At 74.7% G+C, this 13,612-nt stretch carries 10 protein-coding genes; 6 read left to right on the forward strand and 4 right to left on the reverse strand.

Annotated features, from left to right (window positions below; translation table 11 throughout):
* Positions 1-176: 176 nt before the first annotated feature.
* Entirely contained in the window at positions 177-485 is a 309-nt protein-coding gene (locus ACFQQL_RS09340) for a helix-turn-helix domain-containing protein (RefSeq protein ID WP_382393516.1), read from the forward strand.
* A 51-nt stretch (positions 486-536) separates the two neighbouring features.
* Here ACFQQL_RS09340 and ACFQQL_RS09345 read toward each other — a convergent pair whose 3' ends face one another.
* Together ACFQQL_RS09345 and aroD are read right to left on the reverse strand one after the other, a co-directional pair.
* The gene (locus tag ACFQQL_RS09345; protein WP_382393518.1) at positions 537-1,334 is read right to left on the reverse strand and encodes a DNA-formamidopyrimidine glycosylase family protein; all 798 of its coding nucleotides are present in this window, start codon (positions 1,332-1,334) and stop codon (positions 537-539) included.
* Between the two features lies 1 nt (position 1,335).
* Positions 1,336-2,118, reverse strand: coding sequence for a type I 3-dehydroquinate dehydratase (aroD, locus tag ACFQQL_RS09350; RefSeq protein WP_382393520.1), 783 nt, complete (start codon positions 2,116-2,118; stop codon positions 1,336-1,338).
* A 138-nt stretch (positions 2,119-2,256) separates the two neighbouring features.
* Between aroD and ACFQQL_RS09355 the strand changes: the two genes are divergently transcribed.
* Genes ACFQQL_RS09355 through ACFQQL_RS09370 form a run of 4 tightly spaced genes read left to right on the forward strand, consistent with a single transcriptional unit; the run spans position 2,257 to position 6,192 of the window.
* Positions 2,257-3,291 carry an iron-siderophore ABC transporter substrate-binding protein gene (locus ACFQQL_RS09355; RefSeq protein WP_382393522.1) on the forward strand — a complete coding sequence of 345 codons (1,035 nt, stop codon included), beginning with the start codon at positions 2,257-2,259 and terminating at the stop codon, positions 3,289-3,291.
* Positions 3,288-4,325, forward strand: a complete 1,038-nt coding sequence (locus ACFQQL_RS09360) for a FecCD family ABC transporter permease (protein ID WP_382393524.1) — start codon at positions 3,288-3,290, stop codon at positions 4,323-4,325. Before ACFQQL_RS09355 ends, ACFQQL_RS09360 begins: the two co-directional genes overlap by 4 nt.
* Positions 4,322-5,356 carry a FecCD family ABC transporter permease gene (locus ACFQQL_RS09365; RefSeq protein WP_382393526.1) on the forward strand — a complete coding sequence of 345 codons (1,035 nt, stop codon included), beginning with the start codon at positions 4,322-4,324 and terminating at the stop codon, positions 5,354-5,356. The genes ACFQQL_RS09360 and ACFQQL_RS09365 overlap by 4 nt, the downstream gene beginning before the upstream one ends.
* Positions 5,353-6,192, forward strand: a complete 840-nt coding sequence (locus ACFQQL_RS09370; RefSeq protein ID WP_382393528.1) for an ABC transporter ATP-binding protein — start codon at positions 5,353-5,355, stop codon at positions 6,190-6,192. Before ACFQQL_RS09365 ends, ACFQQL_RS09370 begins: the two co-directional genes overlap by 4 nt.
* Here ACFQQL_RS09370 and ACFQQL_RS09375 read toward each other — a convergent pair.
* Positions 6,153-8,012 (reverse strand): GTP-binding protein, encoded by a 1,860-nt coding sequence (locus ACFQQL_RS09375; RefSeq protein WP_382393530.1) that lies wholly within the window; start codon positions 8,010-8,012, stop codon positions 6,153-6,155. The genes ACFQQL_RS09370 and ACFQQL_RS09375 overlap by 40 nt on opposite strands.
* A 225-nt stretch (positions 8,013-8,237) precedes the next feature.
* On the opposite strand from ACFQQL_RS09375, the gene ACFQQL_RS09380 reads away from it, so the two are divergent.
* Complete coding sequence (locus ACFQQL_RS09380; RefSeq protein WP_382393532.1) at positions 8,238-8,639, forward strand: VOC family protein; 402 nt, start codon at positions 8,238-8,240, stop codon at positions 8,637-8,639.
* A 12-nt stretch (positions 8,640-8,651) separates the two neighbouring features.
* Here ACFQQL_RS09380 and ACFQQL_RS09385 read toward each other — a convergent pair whose 3' ends face one another.
* Complete coding sequence (locus tag ACFQQL_RS09385; protein WP_382393534.1) at positions 8,652-13,550, reverse strand: Lhr family ATP-dependent helicase; 4,899 nt, start codon at positions 13,548-13,550, stop codon at positions 8,652-8,654.
* Positions 13,551-13,612 lie beyond the last annotated feature (62 nt).

A 13,612-nucleotide genomic window follows, 5' to 3' on the forward strand; every position in this document is an offset into this window, starting at 1 on the left:
TGACCGAAGTGATGATGACGACCAGGTACATCGACAGCGGCGGGGAGCGCAGCCTGCGCCGCCCGCACGGACGTCCCACCCTTCGGTCCGCGACCCCGTCCGTGGGGCGCCCGACCCCTCGGCCGGGGTACGGTAGGACGACATCGCCCAGCAGGGCAGGGGAGGAGGGCAGCACGATGATCCTGCTTCGCCGCGAGATCGGTGACGTTCTTCGCGAGGCGCGCCAGCGTCAGGGCCGCACCCTGCGCGAGGTCTCGTCCGCCGCCCGTGTCTCCCTCGGCTACCTCAGCGAGGTCGAGCGCGGCCAGAAGGAAGCCTCCTCCGAGCTGCTCGCCTCCATCTGCGAGGCCCTCAACGTGCCGCTCAGCTTCGTGCTGCGCGCCGTCTCCGAACGCATCGCCGTCGCGGAGGGCGTGCACGTCCCGGACACCGTCCCGGACGAGCTGCTCCACCGCGAGCAGGAGCTGCTCTCTCCGGTCGGCTGAACGGATCGACCACCTGCCGAGCCCCGGACCTGCGTCCGGGGCTCGCGCACGTCATCCGGGCGGCTGGCAGGCCGGGCAGAAGAACATCTGCCGCTCGCGGGTGCCCGACGCTGCCGTGCCGCGCTCGACGGGTGTGCCGCAGCGCGGGCAGGGCCGGTGCTCCCGGCCGTGCACGTTGCTCGTGCGGCGCAGGTCACCGGTCGCGGTCGGTGTCCGGGCCCGGGCGGAGCGCAGCATGAGGTGCCGCGCCGTGCGCACCAGCTCGGGCGCGAGACCGCCGAGCGCGGACGCCGGCGTCCACGGCCAGGTCCGGTGCGCCCACAGCGTCTCCGCGGTGTAGATCGTCCCGAGACCGGCCACCACCGTCTGGTCCAGGAGCACCTCGGCCACCGGCCGGTCGCGCTGGGCCAGGATCCGCGCGGCGGCATCCGCCACGTCGAGGTCCTCGGCGAGGACGTCCGGGCCCAGGTGCCCGATCACCCGGTGCTCCTCGGCCGTGGCGACCAGGTCCACCATGCCCAGGTCGCGGCCCAGCGCCGTCCAGGACGGGGTCGCGAGCACGACCCGCACCTGCGGGGCGCGGTCGGCACGAGTCCGGCCGGCGCGCAGCTCGGCCGTCCGCACCAGGCGCCACGTGCCTTCCATCCGCAGGTGCGTGTGCATGGTCCGCCCGTCCTCCAGACGGGTCAGCAGGTGCTTGCCGTACGTGGCGTTCTCCGTGACGAGGCAGCCCGCCAGGTCCACGCCGCCCAGGTCGCCCCAGCGCAGCTCGCCCCGGGTGAGCCGGCGCCCGGCGAACGCCGCGTCCAGACGGCGGGCCACCCGCAGCAGGATGTCCCCCTCGGGCACCTCAGCCCCCGGCCGGGCCCGTGACCCGGGCGACGGCGTCCAGGACGGCCCGCAGGTCGGCGAGGTCCGGCTGCCCCGGGGCCGAGGCCCGGCCGGCCGTCGCGAACGTCGCGACCGACCCGAAGAGGTGACCGACGAGCCGTGTGACGACACCGAGCCGCCCCATCGCCATGGTGATCGCGGGCGGGCCGGGTTCTGCCGCGAAGGTGGCCGTCGCCTCCAGCAGCGCGACGACGTCGGCCGTGCGGTGCGGGGTGACGGCGAGCTTGACGACGTCGCCGCCCGCCGCACGCATGGCACGCAGCAGGTCTGTCATCGCCTCGGCCGAGGGTGTGCCGACGACGTCGTGCGCGCTGAGGACCACGGGCAGGCCCGAGGCGCGCGCCGCCGCGATCGCCTCCCCGGCGGACGCCCGGCCGTGCTCGACGTCCAGCAGGTCGGCCGCACCGGACCGGGCCAGCGCGGAGATCACGGTGCCGTACTCGGTGTCCGTCAGCTCGGCCGCCCCGCCCTCGACGGCGGTCCGGACCGTGGCGAGCAGCGGGCGCCCGGTCAGCCGGTCCACGTCCGCGCGGACGGCGGCCAGGTCGGCGACGACGTCGCGCAGGTCGGCGAGGTGGTCGACGCGCCACTCGAGCAGATCCACCGGGAGGCCGGCGACGCCCGCGACCTGCCCACGCACCTCGGCCGTCGTGCGCCCCAGGACGGGCACGATCACGGCCGGTGACGCCGGCGGAGGACCGAGGACGAGCTCCTTGACGGTGACGGGGCGCGTGCTGCTCACCTCGGCAGGGTAGAGCAGCGCTGCAGCCGAGCGGACGGGTTAGGTGAACCTAAGCGAAATACACTAAGGTGCGCTTGACTAAATCGATCATCGGGTCGGTACCCGCTCCCGCCGCCCGGTCACGAGAGGAAGACGCCCGTGCGTTCACGACTCCTCGCCACCGCGCTCGCGGCAGCCGCGGCACTGCTGCTCACCGCCTGCGGCGCCGAGCCCGACGCGGGGGCCACGCCCCCGCCCGCGACCGGGGGTTCCGCCCCGGACGGTGACTTCCCGCTGACGATCGAGCACGCGCTCGGCACCACCACCATCGAGGCCCGGCCCGAGCGGGTGGCGACCGTGAACTGGGCCAACCACGAGGTCCCGCTGGCCCTCGGCGTGGTGCCGGTGGGCATGGCCGCAGCGAACTTCGGCGACGACGACGGCGACGGTGTGCTGCCGTGGGTCCAGGAGCGGCTCGACGAGCTCGGCGCCGAGACGCCGGTGCTCTTCGACGAGACCGACGGCATCGACTTCGAGGCCGTCTCCGACACCGCTCCGGACGTCATCCTGGCCGCCTACTCCGGCCTGACCCAGGAGGACTACGACACCCTCAGCCAGATCGCGCCGGTCGTGCCGTACGAGACGTCGCCCTGGGCGACGCCGTGGCGCGAGATGATCCGCCTCAACAGCGAGGCGATGGGCATGGCCGAGGAGGGCGAGGAGCTGATCGGCGACATCGAGGGGCAGATCGAGGCGGTGGTCGGGCAGCACCCGCAGCTCGAGGGCCGCGCCACCATGTTCCTCACCCACGTGGACCCGACCGACCTGAGCCAGGTCAGCTTCTACACCGCGAACGACACGCGCTCGATGTTCTTCGAGGACCTCGGCCTGACGACGCCGGGCAGCATCGCGGAGGCCTCCGAGCCGGGCCAGTTCTCCGGGACCATCAGCGCCGAACGCGTCGACACCTTCGACGACGTCGAGATCATCGTCACCTACGGCGGTGAGGAGCTCGTCGACGTCCTGGGGTCGGACCCACGGCTGTCGCAGATGCCCGCGGTGGCCGACGGCGCCATCGTCTCCCTCCCCGACAGCCCGCTCGGGACCGCCGCCAACCCGACCCCGCTGGCGATCCCGTGGGTGCTCGAGGACTACGTCGGCATGCTCGCCGAGGCGGCCGACGCGGCACGGTGACCACGCTCGAGGCGCCGGCGGGAGCCGCCGTCCTGCGCCGTCCGAGACGGCTCCGCGCCGTCTGGCTGGTGCTGGTGCTGGCCGCCTTGGTCGGCCTCATGGCGCTGTCGGTCGGGACCGGGTCCCGCGAGGTCGGGTGGACCGACGTCCAGGCCCTGCTGGGCGGTCCGGTCGAGAACCTCGACGAGGCGGCCGTCGTCACCCGCCTGCCGCGGACGCTGCTGGCCGTCGCCGTGGGCGCCGCGCTCGGGCTGGCCGGCGCCGTCATGCAGGGGGTGACCCGCAACCCGCTGGCCGACCCCGGCATCCTCGGCGTGAACATGGGTGCCTCGCTCGCCGTCGTCGCCGGGATGGCGTTCTTCGGGCTGCGCTCGGCGACCGGCTTCATCTGGACGGCGATCGCCGGGGCCGCCGTGGCAGCCGTGTTCGTCTACGCCGTCGGGTCCCTGGGTCGAGGCGGCGCCACCCCGCTGAAGCTCGCGCTCGCCGGCGCCGCCACGTCGGCCGCGCTGTCCTGCTTCGTCACCGCGATCGTGCTGCCCCGCAACGACATCGCCGGCGGCGCGCGGTCCTGGCAGGTCGGTGGCGTGGGCGGGGGAACCTACGCCTCGCTCGGACACCTCCTGCCGTTCCTCGCGGTCGGGCTCGTCGTCTGCCTGCTCTCGGCCCGTGGCCTCAACTCGCTGGCCCTCGGCGACGAGGTCGCGGCCGGCCTCGGCGAGCGCGTCGCGCTGACGCGCGCGGTGGCCGCCCTGGGCGCGGTCCTGCTGTGCGGGGCCTCGACCGCGGTGGCCGGCCCCGTCGGCTTCGTCGGGCTCGTCGTGCCACACGTGTGCCGGCTCCTCGTGGGCGTCGACCACCGGTGGCTCCTGCCGTTCTCCGCGCTCACCGGGGCGTGCCTGCTGACCGGATCGGACGTCGTCGGCCGGGTGGTGGCGCGGCCGGCCGAGCTCGAGGTCGGGATCGTGACCGCGCTGATCGGTGCGCCCTTCTTCATCGTCATCGTCCGCCGCCAGAAGGTGCGGGCACTGTGAGCGTCGCGACCCTGGCGGCCGTCAGCGAGGCTCGCCACCGCCGGGCGGGGCACCGCAGACTCGTCATCGCGGTGCTCTCGGTCGCGACCGTCGTGACCTTCGTGACCACGCTCATGGTCGGTCAGACCTTCTACCCGCCCGGTGACGTGGTCCGCGTGATCCTCGGCCAGGAGGTGCCGGGGGCGTCCTTCACGGTCGGCACCCTTCGGCTGCCGCGGGCGGCGCTCGCCGTCGTGGCGGGAGTGTGCTTCGGGCTCGGCGGCACGACGTTCCAGACGATGCTGCGCAACCCGCTGGCGAGTCCCGACGTCATCGGGATCAGCTCGGGCGCCAGCGCCGCGGCCGCCCTGTCGATCGTGCTGATCTCCCTGGACGGGCCCCAGGTCTCCGCGGTCGCGATCGCCGCGAGCCTCGCCGTCGCGATGCTGATCTACACGCTGTCCTTCCGTGACGGCGTGGTCGGCACCCGCTTGATCCTCATCGGGATCGGGATCGCGGCCATGCTGGAGAGCGTCACCGCCTACGCGCTGAGCCGGGCGCCGGAGTGGGAGCTGCAGGACGCGATGCGATGGCTCACCGGCAGCCTCAACGGCACCCGGTGGGGCGACGTGGTGCCGGTGGTGCTGGCACTCGTCGTCCTGGGGCCGGTGCTGCTGAGCCAGGCGCGCAACCTGTCGGTGATGCAGCTGGGCGACGACGCCGCCGCGGCCCTCGGCGTCCGCCTGGAGCGCACCCGCCGGTCCGTCATCGTGGTCGCCGTCTGTCTCATCGCGTTCGCGACGGCGGCCTCCGGACCGATCGCGTTCGTCGCATTCCTCGCCGGCCCGCTCGCCGCGCGGCTGGTCGGCCCGCGGGGCTCGCTCCTCGTCCCGGCTGCGCTCGTCGGGGCCCTGCTGGTCCTCGTCGCCGACCTTGCCGCCCAGTTCGCCTTCGGCTCCCGCTACCCGGTCGGCGTCGTGACCGGGGTGCTCGGTGCGCCGTACCTCGTCTACCTCATCGTCCGCACGAACCGCGCGGGAGCCTCCCTATGACCAGCTCGCAGACCGGCCCGCACACGCTCACCACCGAGGACCTCGCCCTCGGCTACGGCGACCGGGAGGTGTTCGCCGCGCTCGACCTCGATGTCCCGAGCGGCCGGATCACCGCGATCGTCGGGGCCAACGCGTGTGGCAAGTCCACCCTGCTGCGATCGATGTCGCGCCTGCTCACCCCGCGCCGGGGGCACGTGCTGCTCGACGGGAGGCAGGTGCACCGCATGCCGGCGAAGGCGCTCGCCCGCACGCTGGGCCTGCTGCCGCAGTCCCCGATCGCGCCGGAGGGCATCACGGTGGCCGACCTGGTCGGACGCGGGCGCCACCCGCACCAGCGGCTGCTGTCGCGGTGGAGCAAGGAGGACGACGTCGCGGTCGCGGCCGCCCTGGACGCCACGGCGACGGCGGACCTCGCCGACCGGCCGGTCGACGAGCTGTCCGGCGGGCAGCGCCAGCGGGTGTGGATCGCCATGGCGCTCGCCCAGCAGACCGACGTGCTGCTGCTGGACGAGCCCACCACGTTCCTCGACGTGAGCCACCAGATCGAGGTGCTCGACCTGCTGACCGACCTCAACCGGCAGCGCGGCACCACCATCGTCATGGTGCTGCACGACCTCAACCTCGCCGCCCGGTACGCGGACCATCTGGTGGCGCTCGCCGGCGGCGGCCTGCACGCGGCGGGGGCCCCTGGTGAGGTGCTCACCGCCGAGTGCGTCCGCGCGGTGTTCGGTCTGGACAGCGAGATCATCGTCGACCCGGTTTCGGGACGTCCGCTGATGCTGCCGCTCGGCCGCCATCACACCCTCGACGACGCCCGGGAGCGGCACAGGACCTGACGCCGGACCGGCTCGAAGCGGTCCGGCTCGGTCATGAGGTAGCCCTCGCCGCGCGTCAGCCCGGGCAACCGGGTCTGCAGCTCGGTGATGCTGCGGGCCGGGAGGTCCCCGGTGACGACCGCGATCGCACGGTCCACCCGCGTCTGCAGTGGCACGCCGCCGAGCGTGACGACGGCGCCCGACACCGGTCCCAGGCTGTCCTCCGGCACCTCGAGCGTGAAGGTGTGGATCGGCTCGCACACCGCCGTCCCGGCCTCCGCCAGCGCGGTGGCCAGGACACGTGGGGTGAGCCCTCGGAAGTCCGCGCCGGTGGAGGACATCGCCTTGTTGAACTTCTGGTGCCGGTGGCTCTGGCGTGGCGAGTAGCCCGAGTGGGTCATGGTCACCACGACGTCCGGGACCGGCCAGCCGTGCGGCCCGCGCCCCAGGGAGCGGCGGACGGTGTCCTCGACCGCGACGAAGAAGGCGCGCGGCATGGCCCCTGGCTCGACCTCCAGCGCGAAGGTCACCCCCGCACCGGCCGGCGCAGGCTCGACACGGAGCCCCACGGTGGCCAGGAACTCGTTCGGGGCGACCTTGTTGAACTCGACGGCGTGCCCGGTGCCGGTGAGCCGTTCGACATGTGCCGTGGTCACCGGCGCGAAGGCCACCTCGAGGTCGTACTCCCGGCGGAGGGTCTCCTCGAGCACCTCGCGCTGCACGTCCCCGTACAGGGCGACCGTGACGGCCGGCGGGTCGTCATCGCGTGGCTCGACGACGTGCACCGCGATGAGGGGATCCTGCTCGGCGAGCTCGGTCAGCGCGGCGTAGACGGCGCCGCGCCGCTCCGGCGCCGAGTCGACGACCGACGTGAACGGCGGGTGGGGGAGGTGCGAGGTCGGCCGGGCGGGGTCGTCCTCGGCACCGACGACGTCGCCGACACGGACCGAGTCGAGCCCGCGGAGCTGCGCGATCTGCCCCGCGGCGACCGACCGTGCCGGAGTCGTGCCGCCGCCGGCGAAGGTCCGGATGCCGGTGACCCGTTCGGGCGCGCCGCGCACGTCGACCCGGTCCCGCACCCGCAGCGTCCCGCGGCGCATCCGCACGTACGCGAGGCGGCGGCGGCCGTCGTCGCGCTCCACCTTGAAGATCACGCCCGACGGCGGGCCCGTCTCGACCCCGGGAGCCGGAGGCAGGTGCGTCGTCAGCGCCGCCATGAGCTGGGGCACGCCGGCGCCGGTCACTGCGGAGCCCAGATGGACCGGGTGCACGGTCCCGGCTCGCGCGCCCTCGACGACGTACGCCTCGAGGTCGGCGTCGCCCGGCGGCTGGCGCACCACGGCGGCGTCACGACCACCCTCGCGCTCCACTCTCGCCATCGGGACGGCGTCGGGCGTGAGGCGCCGGGTGATCTCCTCGACGACCTCCGCGGAGCGGGCACCCCGCCGGTCCACCTTGTTCACGAAGATCAGGGTCGGCATGGCCAGCCGCTGCAGTGCCCGCATGAGCACCAGCGTCTGGGCCTGCACGCCCTCGACCGCCGAGACCACGAGCACCACGCCATCGAGCACGGCCAAGGCCCGGTCCACCTCCGCGATGAAGTCGGGGTGGCCGGGGGTGTCGATCAGGTTGATCGTCCGGTCCCCGACGTCGAAGGAGACGACGGCGGAGCGGATGGTGATGCCGCGTTCACGCTCCAGCTCGAGCGTGTCGGTGACGGTGGTACCGGCGTCGACCGCGCCGGCACGGTCGAGGGCGCCCGACTCGACGAGGAGCCGCTCCGTCAGGCTGGTCTTACCGGCGTCGACGTGCGCGACGATTCCGAGATTGAGATACGACACGATTCCTCACGTCCATGGGCTGGTTCAGGGCACAGGTGGGCGTGGGGTTGCGCCGCATCTCGGTTCCTCCTCTCGGCTGCTCGCGCGGTCGGTCCGCCGAAGTCAACCGCACGTCCCCGTGCCGGGCGAACGAATTTCTGCCCGACCGGATGACCTGTCGATCGTGCTGTTCCCCGGCCGTCATCCAGGTGCCACACTCTGACCACCCCGGCGCAAGGAGATGCCATGTCCGACACGACCAGTGCGCAGCCACCCGTCAACACCGTGACCTGGTGGGAGATCCCGGTGCGCGACATCGCTGCCGGCAAGACGTTCTACTCCGCCGTCTTCGGCTGGACGTACGCCAGCTTCGGCGACGACGCCGCCTACACCGGCATCGTCAACGACGGCGGTCTGATCGGCGGCCTGTACCGCGCCGAGCCGGACACGCCGACCCAGGCCTCCGTCCGCGTCTACGTCAACGTGGACGACCTCGAAGCGGCGCTCGACGCCGCGGTGGAGGCCGGCGGCGCGGTGGCAGTGGGACGGACCGAGATCGGTGGCGACATGGGCTGGTGGGCGGAGATCACCGACCCGGACGGACGCTGGCTCGGCCTGTGCACCGGGAACCCGCCGCCGGCCGCCTGACCGGCCCGTCGCCTACCGCCGTGCCGGCGGGGTGCGCAGCCGCAGGCCCTGCGGCACCGGTCCGAAGCCGGCGTCACGCAGGGCGGAGGCGAGCGCACCCTCGTGCCGCAGGGCCTCCTCGCCGTCGAGCCGTCGCAGGGTGAGCGGGCCGAGCCGGCCCGCGGCGCCGGCCTCCGCGAGGGCGGCGGCAGCGGCCGCCAGCACCACCGGGGAGTCCTCGAAGGACAGCAACGTCCGCCCGCCGCGCTCCACGTACAGCACGAGCGCGCCGTCCACCAGCACGACGACGGACCCCGCCTTGCGGCCGGGACGGTGCCCCTCACCCTCGCGCGCCGGCGGCCAGGTGAGCGCCGCGCCGTACGGGTTCGCCGGATCCGTGGCCGCGAGCAGGTGGACCCGTGGCTCGCCACCGGCCTCGCGGCGCGCTGCCAGCGCCGCCGCGTCGGACCGCAGCCGGTCGACGACCTCGGGCAGTGCGAACTGCGCGGCCCCGAGCCCTTCGACGAGGTAGCCGCGCCGGACCTGACCGGACTCCTCGAGCCGCCGGAGGACCTGGTAGGCCGCGCCGAAGCCGACGTCCTCCAGCCCGGCCGCGCCGCGCACGAGCAGGCCGTGCCGCTCCAGGAGCGCCGCCGTCGCCGCGGCCACCCGATGGGTGCGCGTCTCGGGCGTGCCCGCACCGTCCGCGGCCGCTACCGGCAGGTCGGGCACGGGAAGCAGCGACCACCGGCCCGCCGCGGCCGGCGGCGTGACCGACGACGGACGCACCCCGGTCGTGAGTCCCGCCCGCGTCAGCGCACCGCGGCGCAGGCCCGATCGCACTGACCGGGGCCGCGCGGACGGCGTGCGCGAGGCATGCGTGGGACGGCCGGCTCCCAGCCGCGCCCGTGCCGGGGCCAGGGTGTCGTTGGTGACGAGGCCCGCCCACACGAGATCCCACAGCGCCTCGAGGACCTCCTCCGGCCGGGTGCGGTCCGGGCGGCCCTCGGAGGTCACCTGATCGGGCGGCAGCAGGTCACGGAAGAACCGGCCACCGCCGGAGCGCAGGGCGGCGAGCAGGTGCTGGTGGAGCGGGGTGTCCGGTGCGTCGGTCACCGGCGGGGCGAGATCGGGCACGGCGTCGGCGGGCAGCAGCGTCACCAGTCCGTCGACGCCCGGCAGGGCCCCGCCGCCGGCCCACACGACCTCGCCGGCCGCGGTGAGCTCGTCGAGCATCTCGGGCCGGTAGTCACGCACCCGCGCCGGCAGCACCAGTGACTCCAGCGCCGAGGCGGGCAGCAGGGCGCCCGCGAGCTGATCGACGACGGTCAGCAGGCCGTCGGACCCGCGCAGCTCCGGTGCCGAGCCTGCCGCGGCCACGTGCTGCCAGCGCGGCGCGAACACCCCGAGCGTGGCGGGTGGCACCGGCTCCACCTCGCTGCGCAGCCGGGAGAGGGACCGACGGCGGATGCGGCGCATGACCTCGGCGTCGCAGTACTCGACGCCCTCACCGCTGCCGGCCGGGTCGAGGCGCCCCTCCACCAGCAGGCCGGTCCGGACGAGCTCGGCGAGCGGCGCGTGGACGGCCCCGACCCCCACGCCGAACCGGTCGGCCACCTGCTGGGCCGTGAACGGCCCGTTCGTGCGGGCGTGCCGTCGCAGCAGGTCTCCGAGCGGGTCCGGGACGGGCTCCAGCACCGCCTCCGGGAGGCCGGGAGGCAGCGCCGTGCCCAGCGCGTCCCGCAGCCGTGCGGCGTCCTCCAGCACCGCCCACTGCTCGTGCCCGGCCACCCGCACGGGGAGGATCCGCCGGCGGGCGGTGAGGTCGTCGAGCCAGGCCGGCACCTGCTGCGGCTCGGTGCACCGTTCGGCGAGCTCCGCCGTCGGGAGGGGACCGAGGCGCCGCACGAGGTCCACGACGCCCTCGTCGTCACTCACCCGGGACGCCTCGGTGCGCAGCCCGACGCTCGCGGCGACCTCGGTCACCGCCTCGGGGTCGAGGAGGTCCGCCAGGTCACCCAGGTCGGAGCCGACCAGCTCGGCGAGCAGGGCGGGGTCCAGCGCCAGGGCGGCGGCGCGCCGTTCGGCGAGCGGAGCGTCGTCGTCGTACAGGAACTGGGCCATGTAGCCCATCAGCAGCGTGCGGGCGTAGGGCGACGGCGCGTTGGTCGTCACCTCCACGAGCCGGATCTCGCGACGGCCGATCGCCGTCATGAGGTCCGTCAGGGCCGGCACGTCGAAGTCGTCCTGCAGGCACTCGCGCACCGCCTCGAGCACCACGGGGAAGTCGGGGTGGGCGGAGGCGACCGAAAGCAGCTGGGCGCTGCGGTGCCGCTGCTGCCACAGCGGCTGACGCCGGTCGGGGCGGCGGCGGGGCAGGAGCAGGGCCCGGGCCGCGGCCTCGCGGAACCGGGCGGCGAAGTGTGCTGAGCCGGCCAGTGCCTCGACCACCAGGCCGGAGACCTCGCTCGGCTCGAGGACCAGCGCGGCGGGGTCGAGCGGGCCGGAGTCCTCCCCGGTGTCCGGCATCCGCAGCACGATGCCGTCGTCGCTCGGTGCGGCCTGCACGTCCATACCGGTCTGCTCACGCAGCCGGGCGGCGAGCACCATCGCCCACGGGGCATGGACCGGGGCGCCGAACGGGGAGTGGAGCACCACGCGCCAGTCGCCCAGCTCGTCCCGGAACCGTTCGAGCACGATGGTGCGATCGTCCGGGAGACGGCCCGTGGCCTCGCGCTGCGACGCGAGGTACCCGAGCAGGTTGGCCGTGGCCCAGTCGTCCAGGCCGGCGTCGCGCAGTGCCGCGGCCGCGCCGGAGGGTGCACCGTCTTCCCGCGCCGCCTCTTCGTCTCCCGCGCCGTCGCCCCGCCCGTCTTCGGGCAGCCTCGCGAGAAGCTCGCGCGTCGTCGCCCCGAGCGCCCGGCCCAGCTCGACCGGCCGCCCGGGTGCGTCCCCCTTCCAGAACGGCAGCCGTCCCGGTTGGCCGGGGGCGGGACTGACGAGCACCCGGTCCGGGGTGATCTCCTCGATGCGCCACGTCGAGGTGCCCAGCGTGAAGGTGTCCCCGACCCGCGACTCGTAGACCATCTCCTCGTCGAGCTCACCCACCCGACGTCCGCCACGGCCGCGGGAGGCGGCCGTGACCGCGCCCGTGCGCGCCGCGGCGAGCCCGTCCCGGTCTCCATCGGACGTGACCGGGCCACCGGCCAGGAAGACCCCGTACATGCCGCGGTCCGGGATCGTGCCACCGGACGTCGTGGCCAGGCGCAGGGCACCGGGCCGTGCGCTGAGCCGGTCGGTACTGCGGTCCCACACGATGCGCGGCCGTAGCTCGGCGAAGTCCTCGCTCGGATAGCGGCCCGCCAGCATGTCCAGCACCGCGGTCAGGGACCGCTCGCCGAGCGAGACGTACGGCGCGGCCCGCCGGACCCGTGCGGAGAGCTCCGCGACCGTCAGGTCCTCCACGGCGAGCATCGCCACGACCTGCTGGGCGAGGACGTCGAGCGGGTTGGCCGGGATGCGGACCTCCTCGATGAGGCCCTCCCTGGCACGCACCGCGGCGACGGCGGAGGGCAGCAGGTCGCCCCGGTGCGTCGGCAGGACCACGCCGTGGCTCACCGCGCCCACCTGGTGGCCCGCCCGCCCGATGCGCTGCAGTGCGGCGGCGACCGACGGCGGGGACCCGACCTGGACCACGAGGTCGACGGCGCCCATGTCGATGCCGAGCTCGAGCGAGGACGTGGCGATCACGGCACGCAGGCCTCCGGTCTTCAGAGCCGACTCGGTGCGGACGCGCTCCTCCCGGCTCATGGAGCCGTGGTGGGCGCGTGCCACGGCGGCGTCGTCGACACCCAGCCCGGTGCCGGACTGGCCGGGGATCGCGGCCGCCCAGGCCGAGCCCGCCGCGTCCAGGACCGCGGCTGCGGAGGTCTCGGCGGAGCGCGCCTGCCACTCCTCGTTGATGCGGGAGGTGAGCCGCTCGGCGGTGCGCCGTCCGTTGGTGAAGACGATCGTCGAGCGATGCTGCTCGATGAGGTCGACGAGGCGCTCGGTCAGGTGCGGCCACACCGAGGGCTGGCGGTGCCCCTCGTCGTCGGCCAGAGCGCCGGCGGCGTCCCCGGAGAGGTCGGGCCCCTCGTCCGCGGCGGGGCGTTCGCGGCCGACGGCGCGCAGCGGCGTCGCGGACGGGTCGGCGAGGTCCTCGACGGGCACGACGACGTCGACCCGCAGCTCCTTGCTGGAGGGCGGCTGCACCACGCGGACGTGCCGTCCGCCGTCGGCCGGTGGGCGGTGGCCGGCAAGGAACGTGGCGACCGTCGGGACGGGGCGGACGGTGGCCGAGAGCCCGACCCGCTGCGCCGGCCGGGGGAGCTGGGCGTCCAGCCGTTCGAGGCTGACCGCGAGGTGCGCGCCGCGCTTGGTGCCGGCCACCGCGTGCACCTCGTCGACGATGACGGTGGTGACGCCACGCAGCCCCTCCCGGGCGGCCGACGTCAGCACCAGGTAGAGCGACTCGGGGGTGGTGATGAGGATGTCGGGCGGGTGGGTCGCCATGCGGCGCCGCTCGCTCGCGGGAGTGTCCCCGGTGCGGACCCCCACCCGGACGTCGTTGACCGCCGCGCCGAGCCGTCCGGCGGCCTGCGTGATGCCGACCAGCGGGGAGCGCAGGTTCCGTTCGACGTCGGCGGCGAGGGCCTTGAGCGGGGAGACGTAGACCACCCGGCAGCGCTCCTCGGGCTGTGGGACCTCGCCGGTGAGCATCTGGTCCACCGCCCACAGGAAGGCGGCGAGGGTCTTGCCGGACCCCGTCGGGGCGACGACGAGGGCGTGCTCACCCGAGGCGACCGCGTCCCAGGCACCCGCCTGGGCGGCCGTCGGCTCGGCGAAGGCGTTCTGAAACCACGCCGTGGTCGCCTCGGAGAACGGGAGCACCCGGCCATTGTGCCGTCGGGGGCCGACATGGTGACGTCTCGGCAGTCTCGGCCGGGCCCGGC

The sequence above is a fragment of the Georgenia alba genome (assembly GCF_042665525.1).
GTDB lineage: Bacteria > Actinomycetota > Actinomycetes > Actinomycetales > Actinomycetaceae > Allobogoriella > Allobogoriella alba.

Excerpts from the sequence above, each read along its gene's own strand:
- ACFQQL_RS09370 (WP_382393528.1), top strand. The coding sequence starts at position 5,353 with ATGACCAGCTCGCAGACCGGCCCGCACACGCTCACCACCGAGGACCTC.
- ACFQQL_RS09340 (WP_382393516.1), top strand. The coding sequence starts at position 177 with ATGATCCTGCTTCGCCGCGAGATCGGTGACGTTCTTCGCGAGGCGCGC.
- ACFQQL_RS09380 (WP_382393532.1), top strand. The coding sequence starts at position 8,238 with ATGTCCGACACGACCAGTGCGCAGCCACCCGTCAACACCGTGACCTGG.